Genomic DNA, 23,166 nt, shown 5'->3' on the forward strand with positions numbered 1-23,166 from the left:
ACCAATATGAACGGTGATGCCATGAACAGAATGATGAATCAAAACTATGAAGAAGTCGATCTTGGGAGACTCTTCGGCCTGCTGTTGGACCATAAATGGTTGATCCTGTTCATCACCTTGGTGTTTGCTTCAATGGGAGTGGTGTATGCGATGCTTGCTACTCCGATCTATCGTGGTGATGCCTTAGTGCAAGTGGAGCGGCGGGGCACTGTCAATCCACTTGAGGAGATAGCCACGAGTATACGGGGTGAGGAGAGTGAGAGTAGCACAGCTGCAGAGGTGCAGATTCTGCGGTCGCGCATGGTGCTGGGTGAGGTTGTCGATCGTATGGGGCTGGATACGGAGGTCATCCCGAAAGCCTTGCCGATCATTGGCAGATATATCCAGAGACAAGGAATCCCACGACCTTCTTTCGACACGGGCAGTATCGCTATTGCCGAGTCCCTCTCCGATGCCTTGAAGGGCAGCATATCGTTGCCTGATGCTCTGAAGGGTAGTCTCAGCGTTCTCAAGGGCCAGTCGGTCGTGTGGGGCAGCGAATGGCTTGAGCTCGGATATCTGGAGGTGGTGGAACACTTGCGCGGCATCCCGCTGATCGTGACCGCAGGCCAAGCTGGCCGCTACTCTCTGAGGCTGGACGGCGAGAGCCCCAGGCCCCTAGGCGAAGGACGGGTTGGTGAGCCTTCGCGTTTCATCGAGGGGGACATTGAGCTTCAGATAGATGCCATGGAAGCCCCTGAGGGGGCGGAGTTCACGCTCTACAAGCACAAACGGACCTCGGCCATTCGCGATCTGGCGAGTCGCTTCAACGTCGAAGAAGTGGGCGGAGCACGTGATGCCAACACCGGCATGTTACGCTTGACCCTTACTGGTACCGACCGAGACGAGATCCGACATTCTTTAAATGCGGTGGCTGAGACCTTCCTCAGCCAGAACGTTCACCGCCAGTCAGCCGAGATCAACGAGAGTCTGGCATTTCTCGAAGAGCAGGCCCCTGTGCTTCGCTCGCAGCTGCGAGTAGCCGAAGACAGTCTCAACGAGTATCGCGCGAACCAGAATAGTGTCGACCTCACCTCAGAGGCTCAGGCTGCCATTCAGCAGTTCGTTGCCCTTGACAGTCAGTTGAATCAACTGGAATTCAGGGAAGCTGACTTGGCGCAGCGTTACACGGTCAACCACCCTACCTATCAGTCACTGATGCGCCAGAAGCGACAGCTGGAAGAGCAGCGTGCCGAACTGAACGCCAAGGTTGACGATCTTCCGGAAGCGCAGCAGGAAGTGGTTCGCCGGACTCGTGACGTGGAAGTCACTCAGGCTATTTACGTCAATGTACTCAACCGGATGCAGGAGTTGCAGGTGGCGCGTGCGGGAACCATTGGTAACGTACGCATCATCGATGATGCCGTGGCCGATGCCGGTCCGATAGAGCCTCGTAAGGCGCGAGTCGTGATGTTGGCTACCTTGCTTGGTGGCATTCTGGCAGTAGGCATAGTACTAGTGCGTGGGTTGCTCAATAGAGGGGTTGAGTTACCGGAACAACTCGAACAGGCTAACTTGCCGGTGTACGCCACGGTACCTCTCTCTAGTGAGCAAAAGCAGCTGACCAAGAGGGTCAAGCATCGCCGTGACCGCCACGGTCGGGAAATCGTCAGCGGTGTACTGGCCCAGAATGCTCCGACAGATACCGCTATTGAAGCGCTACGCGGTCTGCGCACTAGCCTTCACTTCGCTATGCTGGAAAGTCACGACAATCGCTTGATGATCACCAGTCCCAGTCCAGGTATTGGGAAGAGTTTCGTGACCGTCAATCTCTCTGCTATTTGCGCCCAGGCAGGGTTGCGGGTGCTGATGGTAGACGCTGACATGCGTAGAGGGCAACTGCATCATGCCTTTGGTGACCGCAATGGTGATGGGCTTTCCGCACTGCTGGCAGACCGTGCGAAATTCGAAGAGGTTGTTCGCCATAGTAACATCGAGGGCCTGGACTATATCCCCCGAGGGGCTGTGCCGCCCAATCCTTCGGAGCTTCTGATGACGGAAGCCTTCAGTCACTTCTGCAATGAGGTGACTGGGCTCTATGATTTGGTGATTTTTGATACGCCACCCGTCCTGGCCGTGACGGATGCTGCGGTAATTGGTGCGAAATGCGGTACCACACTGCTGGTAGTTCGGTTCCAGGTGAATCCTGTAAGAGAAGTGCAACTTACTGTGAAGCGCCTCGAGACAGCGGGAGTCATAGTGAAGGGGAGTATTCTCAATGCCATGGAACGTAAGGCCGTTGCTCGCTACGGTTACAGCTATGGATATAACTATTCATGACTTACTGCGTCGGAAGATACTCACTCAGCAACCTAAATCAAGGCTGGTCAGCCAATGATTTCTAGTCTGAAGGATCTATATCACCTCCTTGCTGGTGAACAGCGCAAACGACTCCTACGGTTACAGTTGTTGGTCGTGCTCATGGCTTTCGCCGAGGTGGCTGGGGTAGTGGCCATCGGCCCCTTCATGGCGTTGGTCGGTGATATGAGCCGTCTCGAGGGGGATGGCATCATGGCGCGTCTCTATACGTTGACTGGGTTCGACGCACCCGCCGACTTCCTGTTCTGGATGGGGGTTTCCGTTCTCGCAGCGCTGACCGTTACTTCCTGTATTTCTATGTTCACTGTATGGAGGCTCTCAATGTACGGGCAACAGATAGGTGCCGAACTCAGCACTCGTCTCTACCGTCATTACATGCAGCAGCCTTGGTTGTTCCATGCCAATGGAAGCAGCGCACAGTTGACTAACAAGATTTCGCAGGAGTGTTCGCGGATTACCGATAAGATCATTGCGCCAATGATGAAGATGAATGCCAGGGTCGTCATGGTCCTGTTCATGTCAATAGCCATTTTCATCTTCAATCCTGTAGTGGCGTCAACTGGTGTTATCCTCTTCCTCCTTGTCTATTTTGTTTTGTATCGCACCGTACGTCGGAAGCTGGTATCCAATGGCAAGGCAATTTCACGTACCCAGCGTGAGCGGTTCAAATTGATGGCCGAAGGTTTCGGCGGAATCAAGGATGCATTGCTATTGGGGCGCCAGCCAGTATTCAACCAGCGATTCGAAAAATCCAGCAGACGTCTGGGCAGAGCACGAGGGACAACGAAGGCACTGTCGGAGGTGCCTCGCTATGCCATGGAACTTGTCGCCTTCGGCTCGATTATCTTTCTGGTGCTGTATTTGCTGTCAGTACATCAAGGTAACTTGGGGGATATCCTGCCGGTGCTGTCCGTTTTTGCTCTCGCGGGACTTAAACTCTTGCCTGCCTTTCAGCAGATCTATACTAGTATTGCAACTATCAGAGGAAATTTGGCGGCATTCGACAGTATCCGGGATGATCTTTTTGAAAGTCGTAACGCAGAGTATCAGGATCCTTTACCCGCATCAGCGGCTGGTTTTTTAGATCTTCATCAGACGATTGAGCTTCGTAATGTGTCCTTTCACTACCCGGGGAAGGAAGAAGCTGCACTGGATGAGCTGTCACTCCTGGTGCCGGTTAATAAGGTCATCGGCCTGGTGGGAGCCTCCGGTTCCGGTAAGTCTACCGCTATTGATATCCTGTTGGCTTTAATTGAGCCAGATAGCGGCGACTTGCTGATTGATGGGCAACCACTCGACGAACGGCTGAAGCGGGCATGGCAAAACAGCCTTGGGTTCGTTCCTCAAGCTATTTTTTTGGCTGACGCCAGCATTCGGGAAAATATTGCCTTCGGTCTTCCGGAGGAGCGAATCGATGATGTTCGCGTAAAGAGAGCCGCCAGTATGGCTCGCCTGGATGAGCTAATAAATCAGCTTCCCGAGGGACTGGAAACACGCGTCGGCGAGCGTGGTATCCAGCTATCCGGAGGACAGCGTCAGAGAATCGGGATTGCTCGAGCTTTATATGATGATGCTAGTGTGCTGATTCTCGACGAAGCAACCAGTGCCTTGGATGGCATTACCGAAAAGTTGGTGATGGATGCGATACACGATTTTTCTGGCAAGAAGACTATCATCATGATTGCTCATCGTCTGGCGACCGTTAAACAGTGTGACTGTATCTATCTCATTGAAAATGGGCATGTGATAGATCATGGAACCTATGATGAATTGGTCGATAGCAACATTCTGTTTCAGCGCATGGCAATACATGCCTGAGTCGAATCACGTGTCTTTCCATAAGCGCTGCTGAGATTTCCTCACTTTTTTGCGGCATGTTCGTCAAGCCATTAATCGTTTTTACGATGCGAGAAATTAAACGATGAGTGCAAAGCGTGGGTTCGACCTCCTCGTGGCCGGTGTGGTTCTGCTGCTGCTGTCACCATTGCTGCTGGTGATAGCGCTGCTGGTTCGCTGGCAACTCGGCTCGCCGGTACTGTTCCGGCAGATCCGCCCCGGCCTGCATGGATGTCCCTTCGTGATGCTGAAGTTCCGCAGCATGCGCAATGACCGCGACACGATCGGTACATTGCTGCCCAACCATCGCCGATTGACACCTTTCGGGTGCTGGCTGAGGGCCACCAGCCTCGACGAGTTGCCTGAACTCTGGAATGTCCTCAGGGGAGACATGAGCCTGGTGGGTCCTCGGCCACTACTGATGGACTACCTGCCGCTCTATAGCCCTGTACAGTTCCGTCGTCATGAGGTACGCCCCGGTATTACCGGCTGGGCGCAGGTCAATGGCCGTAACGCCCTCACGTGGGAAGAGAAGTTCTACTACGACATCTGGTATGTCGATCATCGCTCTTTCCGGTTGGATCTCATGATCTTGTTGTTGACGGTCAGGAAGGTGTTCATTCGTGAAGGTATCTCCCACGCCAATGATGTAGGCATGCCGAGGTTTCAGGGTGCGAAGTCGGCGTACAAAAAAGGCAACGAAAATGACTGACAGGATCAACGTTCTCGTGACGGGAGTTGGAGGGCCAACCCCCCGTAGTTTCGTCAGGTCAATTCTGGAGACGGGGTGCAAGCGCTATCGGTTCGTGGGAGTGGATGCGAGTCCCTTGGCCATCGGCCTCTATGATCGCGAAAGTTACGCCGAGTCCTACGTGGTACCAGCGGCGGATAGCGAAGATTATTGGCCTGCTATCGGTCGTATCGTCGACAGGCACGAGATCTCTTTTGCGGTAGTTATGCCTGAAGTCGAGGTGCTTGTCTGGGCCAGGGCCAAGGAAGAACGAAGGTTACCCTGCCAGGCATTCGTTCCCGCTTATCAGGCGACTAGCACCTTGGTGGACAAGAAAGCACTGCACCGTGTTCTGCACAGAAAGCATTACCTGCCGAAGCATTGTACCTTCTCTAACGGCGATGATATCAGCGAGTTGCCGTTACCCTATCCGTTCTGGGTCCGTTCCACCATCGGGTCGAGCGGTCTTGGCTCCCTGAAGGTCAGCAGCCGGGGAGAACTCGACGAATGGGTACGTATCAACCCCGCAGTTGAAGAGTTCATCGCCTCGGAATTCCTGCCAGGCAGGAATCTGGCCTGCAAACTGCTCTATGTCGATGGTCGGCTTCTGCGCTCGGCGTGTGCCGAACGGGTAGAATACATCATGGCAAAGGTGGCCCCGTCAGGCATCACCGGCAACACCTCTTTTGGACGCCTTATCAATGACAGACACCTGGTCGATATCGCCGATGACGCTATCCGGGAGGTCTTTGGTCTTCATGGCGTTGAGCCGCACGGCGTGTTCACGGCGGATCTCAAGGAGGCGGCAAACGGAGAGCCGATGATCACTGAAATCAACGTGAGGTTCGTGGCCTTCGTGTCGGCACTGGCTCGGGCCGGCGCAAATCTGCCACTCGATTACCTTGAGGCTAACTTGAACCCCGACGAGTTCTCTTCCTCATATCAGCACTATGTGTTTCAGGACGACATGATCTTTCTGCGTGATGTCGATGATGCGCCGGTGGTCATGAAGGAAAGCGAGCTCTTGACACGAGAGGCCTTCGATGATTGATGGCCCCTTTTCCCCCTGGCCCTGCTACTCCGAGGAGGAGGCCGAGGCGGTACATGCCGTGTTGCTCTCCAATCAGGTCAACTACTGGACCGGCGAGCAGGGCAGCCGCTTTGAGTCGGAGTTTGCCGATTTCGTTGGCACTCGCCACGCCGTGGCCGTGGCCAATGGCACCCTGGCTCTGGAACTGGCGTTGCGCGGGCTCGGCATCGGTAGCCACCCGGGACGCCGTGATGAGGTGATCGTCACCCCGCGCAGCTTCCTGGCCTCCGCCTCAAGCATTGTCGCCGTGGGGGGCGTGCCGGTGTTCGCCGACGTGGACCCGGATTCCCAGAACATCACCGCGGCCAACGTGGCGGCGGTCATCTCCCCTGACACTCGTGCCATCATCGCCGTGCACCTGGCCGGCTGGCCCTGCGAGATGGGCGATTTGATGGCTCTGGCCGAGCGTCTCGGGCTCTACCTGATCGAGGATTGTGCTCAGGCCCATGGTGCCACCTGGCAGGGCCACAGCGTGGGCAGCTTGGGGCATGTCGGCTGCTGGTCGTTCTGCCAGGACAAGATCCTGACCACCGGTGGGGAAGGCGGCATGGTGACTACCCGCGATGACGAGCTCTGGCGGAAGATGTGGGCCTACAAGGACCATGGCAAGAGTTGGGCCGCCGTTAACGAGCGTAAGCATCCCCCCGGCTTTCGCTGGCTGCATGAGAGTTTCGGCAGCAACTGGCGGCTGACTGAGATGCAGGCCGCCATTGGCCGGCTTCAGCTCTTGCGCCTACCGGCCTGGAAACGGGCTCGGCGTGCCAATGCCGAGCGGATCTGGGCCGTGGCACGTGCCTGCCCGGGTCTGCGGGTGCCCCAGCCGCCGGCCCATCTCGAACACGCCGCCTACAAGGCCTACGTCTTTGTGGAGCCCGAGCGCCTACGACCGGGGTGGGATCGCGACCGCATCCTCGCCGAGATCGGCTCGGCCGGGGTGCCCTGCCTGTCCGGATCTTGCTCCGAGATCTATCGCGAGAAGGCCTTCGAGGGCAGTACATGGGTTCCGAAGCGGTCGCTGCCGGTGGCCAAGCGTCTGGGCGAGACAGCATTGATGTTCCTCTGCCACCCCACGCTCACCGAGGCGGAAGTGGAATTAACCTGCCAGGTGCTGGAGGAAGTGATGCAGCGCGCGGCACGGTGAGGGGAACGAACCCCTGTAACAGGACGCCGATGGAGTAGGGCACCGAAGCGGCGTCCTTATGCTATGCGAGATAACGCATATTGATCACCTCGCAATCCGTTTAGGTGACTATTGCATTGACAGATAGGGAGGATGCCAACCAATTGAACGGCTCCGACCTTCTGAAGTAGCTCACACTTTCCATTTATTCAGTCAATGAAGCCTTGTCCAGAAGCGAGCCGCGGTCAGCCGCATGGCGGGAATGAACGACTCGGTGCTACTGAAAGACTCCAGGCTTGAGGTGCGGTGATGAAGACTTTGATCGGGTGGGGGTATTGTTTGCTCAAGACCGATTGGCGAGAAATATGGAGGCTCTCCAATGCTGCTCGAGGCGATGGTGGCTTTGCCAGGTTGGGGGTCCTGAGCGACCTGATGGTGTCGACGCTTTATTACAAGATCTCACCTTCCGAGTATTTTTATTTTTGTTTCCATGGGATGGGTAAAGAAGACAGGTTGGATTGGGCAGGCACGACAGCAATGTGGATGGCGCAAAGGCGATTTGTTCCAAAAAAAATCATACCGACTTTTTCATCAAAGCAACGCTTTCGCGTAAAATTTGACCATTTAATGGCAGAGCATTTAGGGGTTGTTTCCTGGCCGTATAGTGACGATTCAATAGTGAAACGGTTGCTCAGTCAAGGCGGTACTAGCTGGTTTTTCAAGCCCGAGGATGGTCAATGTGGTGCTGGAGGATTTATCATTGAGGTTGGCGGACTGACTGTCGATGAGGTTCATGACAAGCTGAGAAGAAAGTTGAGGAGTGGCCGGAAATACATTGTGGAGAGAACACTCATCAACCATGAGGCATTGCGGGCCGTGAATCCATCATGCCTGAATACTGTGAGAGTTGTCACTTACACGGATGGTCAAGAAGTGGAAGTGCTATTTTCCAGGGTCAGGTTCGGGAATGGTGAGGATGTCGATAACCTTTCTTTGGGCGGATATGCGGCTGAAGTCGACTCGGATACGGGTAGAGTCATGGGGGAGGCGGTCAACACGAGTTCTGGCGTGGCCGAATATTGCGATAAACATCCAATCTCGGGGATCAGGTTTGACGGCATTGAAATCCCCCATTGGGACGGGGTGATACAATTGGCGAAGAGTGCGGCCCTGGTCGAGCCAAGGGCAAGCATCGTGGGTTGGGATGTTGCAGTAACGAATTCAGGGGTCTATCTCGTGGAAGGAAATCATAACTGGGGTAAGTTGTTATGGCAACTTCCGGTGAGAAAGGGGTTGAGGTCCGATCTGGATAGGTATATAGAAAGGATCGATCATGCCCGTTGAGATCGACTTTTCGAACTGCTTGGCCCGAGGTCTTGCAAGAATAAGTGGTAGGTATTGCGTGAGTCCTTGAAAATTTGACTTAAATTGACGCGGTCAGTCTTAGGTCTCTGTCGCAAATTGACCTGGTTGCTTGTGACACTGTTGATGCCGAGGGTAAATGAATGAAAGATAAACGTTATCGGTGTCTGGCAAGTATGGTCAGTGATCCGGACAGGAAGAGTGTTTTAAACATTATAAAAGAGTCCTTCCATTGTGCGATTATTGAAAAGGAGGTGCCCTATTATTACTTTACCAATCTTTTGTATAAAAGAGGCAGAGATGGTTACAGAAACTATATAGGCTTCAATGACATGTATAGGGTGATAAACAACATGTTTCATAAAAAAGGGGGCGGGAGCGACTCAAGTCTTGATGACAAGTTGATGTTTTCGAAGATTCTCGATAAGGAAGGGGTGGCTACCGCCAATGTGTTAGCGAACAGCGACGGCTATACGCTGAACGCAAAAAATGGGAGTTTTACTATAGAGTCCAGTAGAGAACTCTCGTCCTTTCTTGTATCGCTTATGGTTGAGTCTCGTTCAAGATCGATATTTGTGAAGCCAGTTGATGGTGCGGGTGGAAAGAATGCATTCAAAGTGGATGAAGGAACCTTACAGAAAGTAGTGGGTGATTTAAAGATTTTTGACGCTATGCGCGACACTAGGTATCTTTTTCAGGAAGGCCTGGTACAACATGATTTTTCTAATAATTTTTATTCAGGTTGCATTAATACTATTAGGGTTCATACTTACCTGGATGAGAAGATGGATGACGTAGTGATTTCGTCTGCATTGATGAGATTCGGTAGGCATGGAAGCGTGGTTGATAATGGAAGCTCCGGAGGATTGTTCGTTCCTGTTGATGTCGAGAAGTGGGAGCTTTCTGGGTGTGGAATGACATATCTAAATCAAGGGGGAGATGTGTTTGAGTCCCATCCAGATACGAAGCTAAAATTTGATCGACAAAAGATACCTTTTGGTAAGGATATAGAACAATTAGTCAAAAAATCTGCCAGACTTTTCGAATGTAAATTTATCGGTTGGGATATCGCCCTCACCCCCGACGGGCCGGTCGTCATAGAGGGAAACAGCTGCCCTCACTTGGTTATGGCGCAAATTGCATGCGGCGGATTCAAGTCACATCCTATATATAAAAATATATTTTCAGAATATATTGGTCAAGCGTAGAGTCCGGGATGATAAAATGGGCTACAGGAGTTATCCTCTGCTGGAAGCCAGAGAGCTCCTACAGAAATTCATCCGGGACTCTGCCGCTACCGAAAGTGGGGGATAAGTAGGGCCTTCAAAGGAGGGGGTAACGAGGCCAGTATTCTCCTGGCCAGTCATCACGGACATCGAGAAAGGTAATGCCGGTGATCAATCATTGCTCAGCGGGAGTGCCAGAGAAGATCTCGGCCTCGGACGCAAGGATTCCGGGGTTAACCGTACAATTGATATCAGAGTTCACGCTTAAATATGACCATGTCAAGATTTGTTGTATTTACCAATGGATGGTTTCTTTTTTCTTTTCTGGCATTATTGATAGTCATCCCTCGGGGGTACGCTATTATCCCTTTGATGGTGCTTGGAGTGATTTTGGTCAGTCTGCCTGTAATGCGCCATGTATCATCTCGCCTGGACATCCGAGATTTGAATTTTTGCCTTGCATTGTTTTTGTATACGGCCATCTGGCTGTTGGATGTCTGGCAGCCCGGAAATTGGTGGATTGATAATGGGATCGCCATGCCACTCTGGCCGGCTCTGGCGGCCATGGTATTGATATGGCTTCGCCTATTCCCCCCTTCCGCTGCGCTATGGTGGGCCGGTCTTTGTACCGGATCCCTGTTGGCAGGGAGCATCGCACTGTTCGAGTATCGGGTGCTGATGCATGACAGGGTTGGTAACGGCATGAATTCGATCCCTTTCGGTAATCTTGCTCTGCTGCTTGGATGCTTGTCGTTAACTGCATCCTTTTGGTGGTTGCTAAAGGGGCGCTGCGCGCGCGGAAAGGTATGGTTCGCCCTCGCAGCTGCTGCCGGCGGCATGATGGCGTCACTGTTGTCGGGCACTCGTGGTGGCTGGGTGGCAGCGCCTGTGCTGGCACTCCTTGTCTGGATTGCCTGGCAAAGTATGCCGGATCACGAAGTGCGCCATTGGCGACGTCGAAACTGGCTTGCCGTAACCTTGGTCTTGCTGATCTTTGTCGGGGTGATTGTTCTAGGTGAACCTGGTTCTCGCTTGGCGGCTGCCGTGGATCAGTTCCAGGCATACTGGTTGTTGGATGACCGTGGTGGCTCCGTAGGACTTCGCTTCGAAATGTGGAAAGCAGGCGTGGTGCTCTTCAGCCAAAGCCCGATGATGGGGTGGGGTGATGCAGGGCTGCAGTCCGCTCGTGATGCCCTTGTGGCTCAGGGCTTGCTGCATCCAGGAGTCAGTCAATTCACACAGCTTCATAGTGACGTTATCGATACCGCGGCACGAAGAGGACTGATAGGACTCGTCTCGCTAGTGGCGTTCTATGGGGTACCACTTGCGATGTTCTGGCGCTGCCGCAAGGATCCAGATCCTAACGTGCGTCTGGTGGCGATCGCTGGGGTGATGATTGTGACCTCCTTTATGGTCTTTGGGCTTTCGCAGTCCATGTTGCGGGATGTCCGTGGCCTCAGCGGCTACCTCGGGCTTTGTGTGGGCTGCTGGGCAGTGCTGAGGTCACTCGAACCAACATCTCATAGCCCTGGGCATATGGTGAGCGGGTAATGGGCTGAGCATGCAGCGTAATCTGGAAGAGTAATCATGGCGGAGCATGATAGGATTGCCAGGTCAACATCTTTTCGCCTGACTTCTTTCACGGGACCTATGGATGATCGATTCGATACAGCGCTTCTTCAGCGAGATGATGGCTGATGGCGGAGGCACCGACCAGGCCGCACCGACGCTGGAACTTGCCACGGCGGCACTGCTCTTCGAGGTGGCACGTGCCGACTATCACCTCGACGACAGTGAAGTCGCCCTGCTGCGCGAGCTGCTGCAACGGCGCTTCGACCTCGAGGACGAAGACCTCGATGACCTGATGCGTCTGGCCCGTGAAGAGGCCGACTCGGCCGTCGATCACTACCAGTTCGTCAGCCTGGTCAAGGAGCACTTCGACTACGACCAGCGCTGCGAGCTGGTGCGCATGATGTGGTCGCTGTCGCTGGCCGATGGTGAACAGCACCACCTCGAGGAGCACCGTATTCGTCGCCTGGCCGAGCTGCTGCATGTCGGCCACTCGGACTTCATCCGCGCCAAGCTGCAGGTGCAGGAGGGGACGGCCGACTGATACCGAGCCCGGCTTTCCCTTCTTGGAGGGAGAGTGCATGCTCGAGGTACCAGCCCCCGAACAGCAGACAAGGAGTCAGAGATGGCGCGTGAGATCGTCGTGATGGGAGCCGGGATGGTGGGGGTGTCGGTGGCCTGGCACCTGGCCCGGCGGGGCCATTCGGTGACCCTGGTCGACCGCCGGGAGCCGGGGCGCGAGACCTCCTTTGGCAATGCCGGGATCATCCAGCGCGAGGCCGTGCAACCCTATCCCTTTCCGCGTGACCTGGTCACCATGTTGCGGGTGCTGCCCAACCGCCAGGTGGATATCCGTTACCGGCCCGGTGGCATGGTTCAGGCCGCCGGGCCGCTGCTGCAGTACTGGCAGAACTCGGCCCCCAAGCGTTATGCGCGCATCGTGCCCGAGTACGCCTCGCTGATCTGCCTGTCGCTGGAGGCCCATGCCCCGATGGTCGAGGCGGCCGGAGCCGATGCGCTGGTGCGCCGTGAGGGCTGGCTGGAGGTCTATCGTACCCGGGAGGCCATGGCGGCGCGCCTGCGCGATACTGCGGCCAACGCCGAGCGGTTCGGAGTCCGTTACCGGGCGCTGGATGCGGGGGGGCTGGCGGCCATGGAGCCCGATCTGGCCGATGACCTGGCCGGGGCAATCCACTGGGAGCAACCCTGGACAGTGGCCGACCCCGGTGCCTTGGTGCAGGCCTACGCCTGCAGCTTCGAGGCGGAAGGGGGCCGCGTGTGTCAGACGGAGGTGAAGGACGTCGTTCGCCGCGGCAGTGGTTGGCGGGTCACCACGAGCGAGGGTGTGCTCGAGGCCGAGCAGGTGGTGATGGCCATGGGCCCTTGGTCGCGGGACTGGCTCTCGAGCCTGGGGCTGGAGATCCCGCTGTTCGTCAAGCGCGGCTATCACATGCATTACGGTGTGACCGGCTCGGCCAGGCTCGGGCACTGGGTAATGGATGCCGAGATCGGCTACCTGCTGGCCCCGATGCAGGCGGGGATTCGCCTTACCACTGGCGCGGAACTCGAGCGTCTCGAAGCGCCGCCGCACCTGGAGCAACTGGCCGCCGCCGAGCGTGTGGCGAAGAAGCTGTTTCCGCTGGGCGAGCGGTTGGATGCCGAACCCTGGAAGGGCGCGAGGCCCTGCACGCCGGACATGAAACCGGTGATCGGCCCGGCGCCGGGACAGGAGGGGCTCTGGCTGGCACTCGGCCATGGCCACCAGGGCTTTACCCTGGGACCGGCCACCGGTCGCTTGCTGGCGCAGATGATGGACGGGGAGCGTCCGGAAATCGATATGGCGCCGTTCCGGGCCGATCGGTTTTGAGGAGGAGGAAGGGGGTTGTGGGAGCGGTCGGTTCGACGTTTCGACTCGCACCGCGAATTGAACAGCCGGGGGTAAATCGCCGTGCAAGCACGGCTCCTACAAAGACTTAGCCCCTGGTCGCGCTGCAAGTCGCGACGACGAACCCAAGCTTCCATAGCCGAAAGTTTCTCGGCGTTTGATGCGGCTTACCGCTTCGCCTTGCGTTTCTGCTGGACCAGGTGGAGCAGCAGCTTGATCACCAGGGTGAAGACGAACACCAGCCAGCCGGCCGTAGCCAGTGCATTGAAGAGCAACATCTTCTGTTCGCCGTTCATCGGGGTGATGAGGTGGTCGATGACGATGGCCAGCAGGAAGGCCAGGGTCAGGGGCAGTGCGAGAATATGCATCCACATCTCGGTGCGCCGCTTGCGGACATGGTAGCGGCCGAGCAGCACGCGAATGGGGCGGTGCACGAAGCTGATCAGGATGAGGCTGCCGACCATCAGCAGGGCGGCGAGGCTGGGTTCGATGCTGCCGAGGTGGGCTGAGATGCTCACGGACCAGTAGAGCACCAGCCACATCAGGCCGGCCAGGATGGCAACGATATCGGCGTAGTGTCTTACCTTGGGCATCGAGTCCTCATGGGGCCTGGCATCGGTGGCGACGCGAACGCTGGCGCCATGATACGGCATTCAGCGCCGCTTGAAGAGTCGGCGCACCCAGTACCAGCGATTGATCAGCAGGGCCGCGAAGATCAGCGAGCAGCCCAGCAGCTGCAGCAGCGTCATGGTCTCGCCGAACCACCAGGCGGCCATCAGCGCGGTCCAGACGGCCTCGAGCATCAGGATGACCGCGGCATGGCTGGGGGTGGTCAGCCCTTGGGCGTGAACCTGGAGGAAGAAGCGCAGGGTGCTGGCGAAGAGGATACTGGCGGCGACCCAGCCCAGGGTGGCCGCCGAGAGGCGTGACGGCCAGGTCTCGACGGGGAGCGAGGCGAGGGTGAGCACCAGGCCCACCACCAGCAACTGGATCGCCGTCAGCGGCAGGGCAGGCACCCGGCGCACCACCCGCGAATTGGCATTGATCAGCACCGAGAAGAGCAGCGCCGAGCCGGCGATCAGCCACTGGCCGGGCTCGATACGAAAGCCGGCGTTCAACGACAGCAGCATGAAGCCGACCAGCGCCACCGGCAGGGCGATCCAGGTGGTGCGCGGCGGCCGGTCACCGAACAGAAGGCGTGCTACCACCGGGACCAGCAGGATGCCCAGGCTGTTGATGAAGGCACTCTCGCCGAGATGGCGGGAGTGATGCAGGCCGAGCACCCACAGCGAAATGGCGGCACTGAAGATCATCCCCACGCCAGCGGCCCGCCGCCAATCGGCAAGGGAGAGCCGACGCAGGGCGGGGAGGGCGAAGAGCGCCAGGATGCCCCCGGCGATCAGGAAGCGCGTGCCGATGAACAGCAGCGGCGGCATGCCGGCCAGGGCCTCCTTGGAGAAGATCCAGCCGGCGGCGGCGAGCAGGGTGACCAGCAGCAGGAGGCAGTCGGCACGCAGAGGCGAACGTTTCGGGTCAACGGACGGCATCGGGCTCCGGGGCGTGGAAGAGCGGTCGGATATGTTAGCAGACAAACGGCCTGGCGTGGCCTCGGGTCGGCGGCGGGGTTGCGATATACTGGCTCCACCTTCGCTCATGACGACCTTGATGCTCTCGATACAGGACCTGCCGTGAACTCGATCACCCTGACTCGCCCGGACGACTGGCACCTCCACCTGCGTGACGGCGAGGCGCTCACCGCCGTGGTGGCCGCCAGTGCCCGCCAGATGGGGCGCGCCATCATCATGCCCAACCTCACGCCGCCGGTGACCACCACCGAACAGGCGCTGGCCTATCGCGAGCGGATCCTCGCGGCGCTTCCCGCCGGGGCCGATTTCGAACCGCTGATGACGCTCTATCTGACCGACGATACGCCGGCCGAGGAGATCGAGCGGGCGCATGCCAGCGGCCTGGTGCAGGCGGTGAAGCTCTATCCCGCCGGGGCGACCACCAACTCGGCCTCAGGCGTCACCGACCTGGCGCATTGCGACGCGGCCGTGGCCGCCATGGCGCGGCTGGGGATCCCGCTGCTGGTGCATGGCGAGGTCACCGACGCCGACATCGACATCTTCGACCGCGAGGCGGTGTTCATCGAGCGGGTCATGAAGCCGCTGCTCGAGCGCCATCCGGACCTGAAGGTGGTCTTCGAGCACATCACCACGGCGGAGGCGGCCGACTTCGTGGCCGCGGCGCCGGCCAATGTCGCCGCCACCATCACCGTCCACCACCTGCTGTTCAACCGCAATCACATGCTGGTGGGCGGCATTCGCCCCCACTACTACTGCCTGCCGATCCTCAAGCGCGAGCGCCACCGCCAGGCGCTGCTGGCCGCCGCGACCTCGGGCAGCCCCAGGTTCTTCCTGGGGACCGACAGCGCCCCCCATGCGCGTGGTGACAAGGAGAGTGCGTGCGGCTGTGCAGGCGCCTACACCGCGCCCGCGGCCCTGGAGCTCTATGCCACCGCCTTCGAACAGGCCGGGGCCCTGGAGCGCCTGGAAGGATTCGCCAGTCACTTCGGTCCCGACTTCTACGGCCTGCCGCGCAACACCGGTACCGTCACCCTGGTGCGCGAGCCCTGGCAGTTGCCCGAGTCGCTGCCCTATGCCGAGGGCCAGACCATCGTGCCCCTAGCCGCCGGCGAGACGCTGGCGTGGCGGCTCAAGGCGTAAGGGCATTTCCAGGGTACAGGGATGACACTTGTGTCGAGGACCTGGTTTCGGCATTAGCATGCACCTTATATGTTGCTATACTGCTCAATATGCAACATAAAAGGTGCTTTCAATGGCCCTTCTCGATCAGCTTCGGCGCCGCCGCCAGGCGCTCGAACTCACCCAGCAGGACGTCGCTTCACGGACCGGGATGACTCGGCAGCAGTACCAGCGCCTGGAAGCGGGGGGGAACCCGCGCCTCGATACGCTCGCGTTGGCAGCGGATGGCGTCAACGCCCGCTTGATGCTGGTTCCTGTCGAAAAGTGGCATGCCGTCAAGGCGCTGCTGGAGGACAGTGAGGAAGCGGCACCCGCCCTCGATGTCGACCCCTGGCAGGGCTTGCTGGGTGACGAGGAGAGCGGCCATGACGGATGAGAGTGTTCAGATGCTGGCACTGTCGTTGCACGGCCATCGCATCGGCTATCTGGCGGGCTACCAGGGTGGTCGAAATATCATGGTGTTCGACGAAGCCTGGCGTCTCGATACTGGAAGACCCACCCTGACCCTGAGCCTGATGTCGAACTCTCCTCGAGCCGACGCTCTCATGGCGCGTCCCTGGATTCGCCAGCAACGCCTCCATCCCTGGTTTTCCAACCTGCTGCCTGAAGGGTCCCTTCGTGATTGGTTGGCCTCACGACTCAAGGTGCACCCCGATAACGAGTTTCCCTTGCTGGCTCGACTTGGGCATGACCTGCCGGGAGCGCTGGTGGCAACCCCGGTCAAGCCGGATGACATGCCTGAGTGGGTACTCTCCCACCGGCGTAGTGTCACCCCGATCGCCGAGGAGGCTCGAGGGGCTGAAGGCTTCTCGCTGGCCGGTGTGCAGTTGAAGTTCTCCATGCGCGAGAGCGAGGGGCGCTTCAGTCTGTCGGGCGGGGATGGTCCAGGGAACTGGATTATCAAGCCGCCTTCCGCCCGTCACCCCTGGCTACCCGAGGCAGAGTTCACCTCCATGCGGCTGGCCGAGAGTGCCGGGGTCGAGATTCCTAACATTCGACTGATTTCGCTGGAAGCCCTGGAAGGCCTGCCCGATATCAATTTGCCTGATGAGCCCAATGCCTATGCCATCCGTCGCTTCGACCGCGTGCAGCAAACGCGCGTTCATACCGAGGACATGGCACAGGTCCTGTTTCGCTACCCTCACGAGAAATACGACGGCCCGAGTTATGAGCAGATTGGCCGCTTGTTGCGGGAATTTACCGGTGATGGCTTGGCGTCGGTTCAGGAATTCGCTCGTCGGCTGCTGGTGAACATTTTGCTGGCGAACGGCGACGCGCATCTCAAGAACTGGAGCTTGCTGTACCCGGATCAGCACACGCCCTCGATGGCGCCGGCCTATGACATCGTGACGACGCGAGCCTATATCGAAGGTGAGCGCGAGGCCGCCCTGAACCTGAATGGAAAGAAGGACTGGTATCGGCTCAACGAAGACGACTTTCGCCGTTGGTCGGAAAAGGTTGGCGTGTCCTGGCCGGCCATACGGCAAGTACTGGCCGAGACAGTCGAGCGCGCCAGGTGCCAGTGGCCGTCACAGCTCTCGTCACTGCCTATGGCTGACGAGCATCAGCGTGTGCTGAGGAGTCACTGGAAGGCACTGGCGCCTGAGTGGCGTATCGGGTGAGGGGCGAGCTGGGTTCCTCTTCCTGCACCTGCCGGTCGAGAAAGGCGATGCCGGCCTCGATGGCGTTGTCGCGGGTCAGGAAGCTGGTGAAGTGCCCGCGGTAGTGCTGCAGGTAGAGCTCACTCTCCACGCCCTGGGTGAGGAGAGCGGCGTGGAAGTCGGTGGCATGGTCCACCGGGACCAGGCTGTCCCAGCGGCCATGGAAGAGAAAGTGGGGCGGAGTGTCGGCATCGACGTGGTAGATCGGCGAGGCGAGCCGATAGGCGTCTGGCTTCTCGGCCCGGGTTCCGCCGATGAACTCCACCACCAGGCGTCCGTCATCGAACTTCAAGAGATCGCTCGGCAGGCCGCCGCCCAGCACGGCGGCCAGCCGGGCGTGGTCGCCGCCGTGGGGGGCGGTCAGGGGGCCATTGCTTCCCAGCACGCCGAGCAGGCTGACCAGGTGGGCGCCGCTGGAGTAGCCGACACCGACGATGCGGTCGGTGTCGATGCGCCATTCATCGGCCCTGTCGTGGATCCAGCCCATGGCCTGCTGCAGGTCATGGAGCTGCGCGGGGAAGCGATAGGTCGGGGCGAAGCGGTAGGCGATATTGACCGTCACGTAGCCGCGTTCGGCTAGCCGCTCGGCGATCTCGTCCATGTCGTCGGGGGTGCGCCGCTGCCATCCCCCGCCGTGCACCAGAAGGGCCGCCGGGCGCAGCCGGCCCTCTGGGGTGTCCGGGAGCAGGACGCGTGCCTCGAGCGCCTCTGGCCAGTCGGGTGGGGTATAGGTGAGCGGCGCGAGGCGCTCGAAGGCGAAGTCGGCCGGCTCCGCCAACCCCGAGGCCGTGACCGGGCCGTTACTGTCCAGATGGGTGGCGCAGCCAGCCATCAGCAGGGGCAGGCACAGGACAAGACCCCACCAGCCACGCGTGGCGCGAGCCATGCTCAGCCCTCGACCGTCTCGGCCTGCCGGCTGTGGTGACCCAGGCGGTCGACCATGGCCGTGACCATGCGCGTGGAGTGATCGGCGGCCTTCTCCAGGAACTCTGCGAAGGAGAGGTGGTTGTCGCCACCGCCGGCGATGTCGGAGAGCGCGCGAATCACCACGAAGGGGCAGCCGTAGTGGTGGCAGGTCTGGGCGATCGCGGCGGCCTCCATCTCGGCGGCCATCATGGTGGGGAAGCGTGAGCGGGTCGTGGCCACCAGCTCGGGGCAGGCCATGAAGACGTCGCCGGTGGCGATCAGGCCCTCCACGACGTTGACCTCGCCCAGCGCCTCGACGCACTCCCTGGCCATGGTGACCAGCCGTGCGTCCGGGAAGTAGGCGGCCGGCATGTTGGGCACCTGGCCGTGTTCGTAACCGAATACCACGGCATCCACGTCGTGGTGGCGCACCTCGCTGGAGACGACCACGTCGCCGATCTCGAGTCCCTCACCGAAGCCGCCGGCGGAGCCGGTGTTGATGATCGCCTCGGGATGGTAGACATCCAGCAGCAGGGTGGTGCCGATGGCGGCATTCACCTTGCCGATACCGGACTGCAGGATCACCACCTCGACGCTACGCAGCTTGCCCAGGTGGAAGGTGCAGCCCACGTGCTGGCGGGTGCGGTGATCCTCCAGCTGTGCGGCGAGCGCCGCGACCTCCTGGGCCATGGCGCCGATGATGCCGATGCGCTTCATGCGAAGACCCGGGTCCATTCGTCGCGCTTGGCGAGGAAGCCGCGGGCGATGTCCTTGGCGCCTTCCAGGCTGTGGCTCGCTGCCCAGCCGCACTGCATCTCGTTGCAGGCGGGCACCTCGTCGGCCTCCAGCACGTCCTTCAGGGTCCCCTCGACCAGATCGAGCACGCCGTCGTAGTCGTCGTGGTTGATCATCGCGATGTAGAAACCGGTCTGGCAGCCCATGGGGCTGATGTCGACGACCTTGTCGGAGTGGTTACGGGACATCTCGGCCATCAGGTGCTCCAGGGAGTGCAGGCCGGGCATCTCCATGTGGTCCTGGTTGGGCTGGCAGATCCGCATGTCGTACTTGTGGATGGTATCGCCGTGCTCGCCGGTCTTGACGTCGGCAAGACGGATATAGGGCGCCTTCACCTTGGTGTGGTCGAGATTGAAGCTTTCGACGTTCATCTTCTTGTCGGTCATCGGACGACCTCGCGAGTCGGGAAAAATGAGCAGGTAATTCTAGCCGACTTCGACGAAAGGTGCACGACGCTCCTTGCTCCTTGCTCCTTGCTCCTTGCTCCTTGCTCCTTGCTCCTTGCTACTTCTTTTCGGCATCGTGCATATCGGCGGCCTGCAGGGTGTTCTCGAGCAGGGTGGCCACGGTCATGGGGCCGACGCCGCCGGGGACCGGGGTGATCCAGCTGGCGCGTTCGGCGGCCGAGGCGAAGTCGATGTCGCCGATCAGGCGGCCGTCCTCCTGGCGGTTGATGCCGACGTCGATGACGATGGCGCCGGGCTTGATCCATTCGCCCTTGACCAGACCGGGCTTGCCGACCGCGACCACCAGCAGGTCGGCACGCCGGACGTGCTCCTCCAGGTTCTGCGTGAAGCGATGGCAGACGGTGGTGGTGCAGCCGGCGAGCATCAGCTCCAGCGACATGGGGCGGCCGACGATGTTGGAGGCGCCGACCACGGTGGCGTCCAGCCCGCGGACCTCGAGCCCGCTCGCCTCCAGCAGGGTCATCACGCCCTTGGGGGTGCAGGGGCGCAGCAGCGGCAGGCGCTGGGCCAGGCGGCCGAGGTTGTAGGGGTGGAAGCCGTCGACATCCTTGTGGGGCAGGATGCGTTCGAGGATCGGGCGGGCGTCGAGGTGCTCGGGAAGCGGCAATTGCACCAGGATGCCATCGATGCGTGGGTCGTCGTTGAGCTGGTCGACCAGGGTCTCGAGTTCGGTCTGGCTGGTATCCGACGGCAGCTGGTACTTGAAGGAGCGGATGCCGGCTTCCTCGCAGGCGCGGTGCTTGTTGCGCACGTAGACGGCAGAGGCGGCGTCCTCGCCCACCAGGACCACGGCCAGTCCGGGAATGCGCCCTCCGGCCTCGCGGCGTGCCTGCACCTGGCGAGCGACCTGCTGGCGGACTCGGGCGGCAATGGACTTGCCATCGATCAGTTGGGCGGTCATCGAGCTTCCCTCTGGTGGGCGGTGGATGGGCTTCAGTCGGGGCGGGGGATTTTCGCATGCCGGGGCCCGAAGGCAAAGCGGCCCGGCGGCAGTGGCGCGGTTCGTGCAGATAGCAGCATTGCTCGGGCTGATCCGTCGGCAGGCCTGCGAGGAGGCGCTGTAAACCCTTCCCTGGGCGCTACCGACGCCATCCTTGGCGTAGGACCTCCTCTTCGGCCTGCCCCCGGCGCCCTCGCTATGTTCAACGGTGTCGCGATGGCGGCAGTGGCGCGGTTCTCGCTTGACCCGCCGGGAAAGTTCCGTAGAATACGCAGCGCTTGACGAGGCCCCTGCGGCGGCGTCAGGGCCGTGCAAGAGCCGGCGGGGTGTAGCGCAGTCTGGTAGCGCGCCTGCTTTGGGAGCAGGATGTCGGGGGTTCGAATCCCTCCACCCCGACCACAACCCATTGATTGGGAAGTTTTATTTCTCATTTCGGGTTGCGGTCAGGCGCTCTGAGACGTAGAATGCGCCCATAGCTCAACCGGATAGAGCAACGGCCTTCTAAGCCGTAGGTTGCAGGTTCGAGTCCTGCTGGGCGCGCCATGTGTCGCATGGAGTGGCCGGTAGCGGTTCAGCCGACGCGTTAGAGCTTTCAGCAAGACCCGTGTCGTAGTGGTGGATGTAGCTCAGTGGTAGAGCCCCGGATTGTGGCTCCGGTGGTCGTGGGTTCGATCCCCATCATCCACCCCACCTCGACATGACCCCCAGGCAGTGGTGGATGTAGCTCAGTGGTAGAGCCCCGGATTGTGGCTCCGGTGGTCGTGGGTTCGATCCCCATCATCCACCCCATTGCCTCCCTCAGCAGGTCCCGCGTTTCCCGGTTCTTCCCCTGATGCTTCGTGCGTGTCATGTCGCCCGTCGACCCGCCTTCCCGTAGTCGAACGCGGCAGTAGCCGGTGCGGAAAAATCCCCGTCATGCCCCTTGTAATGTGCCGTCAGGCCCCCCATCTGTTCAGGCACGGCGCTTGCCAGTACCGGGCGGGATTCTTAGAATCAGCCCTTTGACCCTTTCACGCTTTCACAGAACGCCCCAGTCGGTAGAGGACATTTCATGCAAGTTTCCGTCGATACGACCTCCCAGATTGAACGCCGCATCAAGGTCCAGGTGCCGGCCGCCGAGGTCGACGAGGCCGTTGCCGCCCGTCTCAAGGATGCCGCCAAGAACGTGCGCATGGATGGCTTCCGCAAGGGCAAGATCCCGATGTCGGTGATCCGCCAGCGTTACGGACGCGGCGTGCGCGACGAGGTGGTGGGCGAAGTGATGCGCGAGCGCTATGTGCGTGCCATCTCCGAGCACGAGCTCAATCCGGCCGGGTATCCGCAGATCGAGGCCACCGTCAACGAGGCGGGTAAGGACCTGGAGTTCACCGCGACCCTCGAGATCTACCCCGAGGTCGAACTGGCCTCCATCGAGGGCACCGAGGTCGAGCGTCCGGTGGTCGAGGTGACCGAAGCCGACGTCGACGAGATGATCGATACCCTGCGCAAGCAGAATGCCGGCTGGGAAGAGGTCGAGCGTGCCGCCGAGGAGGGTGACCAGGTCACGATCGACTTCCAGGGCTTCCTGGGGGATGAGCCCTTCGAGGGTGGCAGCGCCGAGGGCCACGAGCTGGTGATCGGGTCCGGCAGCTTCATCCCCGGCTTCGAGGAGCAGCTGATCGGTGCCAAGGCGGGCGAGGAGAAGGAACTCAAGGTCACCTTCCCCGAGGACTACCAGGCCGAGCAGCTGGCCGGTCAGGAAGCGACCTTCAAGGTCAAGGTCCATGCCGTGAAGGGCCAGGCCCTGCCCGAGGTGGATGCCGAGTTCGTCGAGAAGTTCGGGGTCGAGGACGGCGATCTGGACACGTTCCGTGCCGAGGTCAAGAAGAACATGACCCGTGAGGCGACCCAGGCGGTCGACAATCGCGTAAAGCAGCAAGTGCTCGAGGCGCTGAAGAAGGCCAACGACATCCCGGTGCCCCAGGCGCTGGTGCAGCAGGAGACCGAGGGCCTCAAGCGTCAGGCGGCCCAGCAGTTCGGCCTCGGCGAGGACTTCGACGTCAGCCAGCTGCCCGACGAACTGTTTGCCGAGCAGGCCAGAAGCCGCGTCCAGGTGGGCCTGCTGCTGGCCGAGGTGATCAAGAGCCATGAGCTCGAGGCCACCGACGACGAGATCAAGGCCAAGGTCGAGGAGCTGGCCCAGCAGTATCAGGACCCCGAGCAGGTGGTCGAGCACTACATGGGCAACGACCAGCTCAAGACCCAGGTCCAGTCGGCTATCCTTGAGGAGAAGGCCGTCGATGTCCTGCTCGAGCAGGCCAGCGTCAAGGACGTGGAAATGAGCTACCAGGAGGCCCTCGCCGCGGCTCAGCAGCAGGGCGAGGCCGCCGAGGAAGGCGAAGAGGCCGAGGCAGAAGAGCAGGGCGAAGAGAAGCAGGCCTGATCGCGTCTCGGCGCACCCTGTCCGGCCTCGTGGT

The 23,166-nt window shown here is 59.8% G+C and carries 20 protein-coding genes and 4 tRNA genes; 18 read left to right on the forward strand and 6 right to left on the reverse strand.

Translation table 11 applies throughout. The features are described 5' to 3' along the window. The first annotated feature begins 6 nt into the window (after positions 1-6). The 10 genes from QLQ83_RS12360 to QLQ83_RS12405 all read left to right on the forward strand — a co-directional run bounded on the left by QLQ83_RS12360 (position 7) and on the right by QLQ83_RS12405 (position 13,158). Entirely contained in the window at positions 7-2,319 is a 2,313-nt protein-coding gene (locus tag QLQ83_RS12360; RefSeq protein WP_282735827.1) for a polysaccharide biosynthesis tyrosine autokinase, read from the forward strand. A 141-nt stretch (positions 2,320-2,460) separates the two neighbouring features. After that, complete coding sequence (locus QLQ83_RS12365) at positions 2,461-4,176, forward strand: ABC transporter ATP-binding protein (RefSeq protein ID WP_282735828.1); 1,716 nt, start codon at positions 2,461-2,463, stop codon at positions 4,174-4,176. Positions 4,177-4,279: 103 nt separating this feature from the next. Then, the gene (locus QLQ83_RS12370; protein ID WP_282735829.1) at positions 4,280-4,906 is read left to right on the forward strand and encodes a sugar transferase; all 627 of its coding nucleotides are present in this window, start codon (positions 4,280-4,282) and stop codon (positions 4,904-4,906) included. A gap of 115 nt (positions 4,907-5,021) precedes the next feature. Further along, complete coding sequence (locus tag QLQ83_RS12375; protein WP_282735830.1) at positions 5,022-5,975, forward strand: ATP-grasp domain-containing protein; 954 nt, start codon at positions 5,022-5,024, stop codon at positions 5,973-5,975. Beyond that, positions 5,968-7,155 (forward strand): DegT/DnrJ/EryC1/StrS family aminotransferase, encoded by a 1,188-nt coding sequence (locus QLQ83_RS12380; RefSeq protein WP_282735831.1) that lies wholly within the window; start codon positions 5,968-5,970, stop codon positions 7,153-7,155. The genes QLQ83_RS12375 and QLQ83_RS12380 overlap by 8 nt, the downstream gene beginning before the upstream one ends. Positions 7,156-7,443: 288 nt before the next feature. Beyond that, positions 7,444-8,478 carry a sugar-transfer associated ATP-grasp domain-containing protein gene (locus QLQ83_RS12385; protein WP_282735832.1) on the forward strand — a complete coding sequence of 345 codons (1,035 nt, stop codon included), beginning with the start codon at positions 7,444-7,446 and terminating at the stop codon, positions 8,476-8,478. A gap of 161 nt (positions 8,479-8,639) precedes the next feature. Further along, entirely contained in the window at positions 8,640-9,704 is a 1,065-nt protein-coding gene (locus tag QLQ83_RS12390) for a sugar-transfer associated ATP-grasp domain-containing protein (protein ID WP_282735833.1), read from the forward strand. A gap of 288 nt (positions 9,705-9,992) precedes the next feature. Further along, a complete protein-coding gene (locus QLQ83_RS12395) occupies positions 9,993-11,273 on the forward strand; it encodes an O-antigen ligase family protein (RefSeq protein ID WP_282735834.1) in 1,281 nt (426 codons plus the stop codon). Positions 11,274-11,376: 103 nt separating this feature from the next. Further along, positions 11,377-11,835, forward strand: a complete 459-nt coding sequence (locus tag QLQ83_RS12400) for a tellurite resistance TerB family protein (RefSeq protein ID WP_282735835.1) — start codon at positions 11,377-11,379, stop codon at positions 11,833-11,835. A gap of 81 nt (positions 11,836-11,916) precedes the next feature. Then, positions 11,917-13,158 (forward strand): NAD(P)/FAD-dependent oxidoreductase, encoded by a 1,242-nt coding sequence (locus tag QLQ83_RS12405; RefSeq protein WP_282735836.1) that lies wholly within the window; start codon positions 11,917-11,919, stop codon positions 13,156-13,158. Positions 13,159-13,343: 185 nt separating this feature from the next. On the opposite strand, the gene QLQ83_RS12410 is transcribed toward QLQ83_RS12405, so the two are convergent. Then, positions 13,344-13,769 carry a hypothetical protein gene (locus QLQ83_RS12410; RefSeq protein WP_282735837.1) on the reverse strand — a complete coding sequence of 142 codons (426 nt, stop codon included), beginning with the start codon at positions 13,767-13,769 and terminating at the stop codon, positions 13,344-13,346. A gap of 60 nt (positions 13,770-13,829) precedes the next feature. Continuing rightward, positions 13,830-14,723, reverse strand: coding sequence for a DMT family transporter (locus tag QLQ83_RS12415; protein ID WP_282735838.1), 894 nt, complete (start codon positions 14,721-14,723; stop codon positions 13,830-13,832). Positions 14,724-14,864: 141 nt separating this feature from the next. Here QLQ83_RS12415 and pyrC point away from each other — a divergent pair, with 141 nt between their 5' ends. From pyrC to QLQ83_RS12430, 3 genes are all read left to right on the forward strand, one after another. Further along, entirely contained in the window at positions 14,865-15,902 is a 1,038-nt protein-coding gene (gene pyrC, locus QLQ83_RS12420) for a dihydroorotase (protein WP_282735839.1), read from the forward strand. 112 nt (positions 15,903-16,014) lie between these two features. Further along, complete coding sequence (locus QLQ83_RS12425) at positions 16,015-16,317, forward strand: helix-turn-helix domain-containing protein (RefSeq protein WP_282735840.1); 303 nt, start codon at positions 16,015-16,017, stop codon at positions 16,315-16,317. Continuing rightward, positions 16,307-17,563, forward strand: coding sequence for a type II toxin-antitoxin system HipA family toxin (locus QLQ83_RS12430; protein WP_282735841.1), 1,257 nt, complete (start codon positions 16,307-16,309; stop codon positions 17,561-17,563). Before QLQ83_RS12425 ends, QLQ83_RS12430 begins: the two co-directional genes overlap by 11 nt. Here QLQ83_RS12430 and QLQ83_RS12435 read toward each other — a convergent pair. The 4 genes from QLQ83_RS12435 to folD form a co-directional block, all read right to left on the reverse strand. Beyond that, a complete protein-coding gene (locus QLQ83_RS12435) occupies positions 17,490-18,488 on the reverse strand; it encodes an alpha/beta hydrolase (protein ID WP_282735842.1) in 999 nt (332 codons plus the stop codon). The genes QLQ83_RS12430 and QLQ83_RS12435 overlap by 74 nt on opposite strands. A 2-nt stretch (positions 18,489-18,490) precedes the next feature. Next, positions 18,491-19,225 carry a 5'-methylthioadenosine/S-adenosylhomocysteine nucleosidase gene (gene mtnN / locus QLQ83_RS12440; protein WP_282736158.1) on the reverse strand — a complete coding sequence of 245 codons (735 nt, stop codon included), beginning with the start codon at positions 19,223-19,225 and terminating at the stop codon, positions 18,491-18,493. Then, positions 19,222-19,689, reverse strand: a complete 468-nt coding sequence (locus tag QLQ83_RS12445; protein ID WP_282735843.1) for an S-ribosylhomocysteine lyase — start codon at positions 19,687-19,689, stop codon at positions 19,222-19,224. The genes mtnN and QLQ83_RS12445 overlap by 4 nt, the downstream gene beginning before the upstream one ends. Before the next feature lie 118 nt (positions 19,690-19,807). Beyond that, positions 19,808-20,671 (reverse strand): bifunctional methylenetetrahydrofolate dehydrogenase/methenyltetrahydrofolate cyclohydrolase FolD, encoded by an 864-nt coding sequence (gene folD, locus QLQ83_RS12450; protein ID WP_282735844.1) that lies wholly within the window; start codon positions 20,669-20,671, stop codon positions 19,808-19,810. 361 nt (positions 20,672-21,032) lie between these two features. Here folD and QLQ83_RS12455 point away from each other — a divergent pair. From QLQ83_RS12455 to tig, 5 genes are all read left to right on the forward strand, one after another. After that, a tRNA-Pro gene (locus QLQ83_RS12455) sits at positions 21,033-21,109 on the forward strand. A 67-nt stretch (positions 21,110-21,176) separates the two neighbouring features. Beyond that, positions 21,177-21,253, forward strand: a tRNA-Arg gene (locus tag QLQ83_RS12460). Positions 21,254-21,325: 72 nt separating this feature from the next. After that, a tRNA-His gene (locus QLQ83_RS12465) sits at positions 21,326-21,400 on the forward strand. Positions 21,401-21,424: 24 nt separating this feature from the next. After that, a tRNA-His gene (locus QLQ83_RS12470) sits at positions 21,425-21,499 on the forward strand. 262 nt (positions 21,500-21,761) lie between these two features. Continuing rightward, complete coding sequence (tig, locus tag QLQ83_RS12475) at positions 21,762-23,132, forward strand: trigger factor (RefSeq protein ID WP_282735845.1); 1,371 nt, start codon at positions 21,762-21,764, stop codon at positions 23,130-23,132. The last annotated feature ends 34 nt before the right edge of the window (positions 23,133-23,166 follow it).

Source organism: Halomonas rhizosphaerae, from assembly GCF_030010555.1.
Classification (GTDB): domain Bacteria; phylum Pseudomonadota; class Gammaproteobacteria; order Pseudomonadales; family Halomonadaceae; genus Halomonas; species Halomonas rhizosphaerae.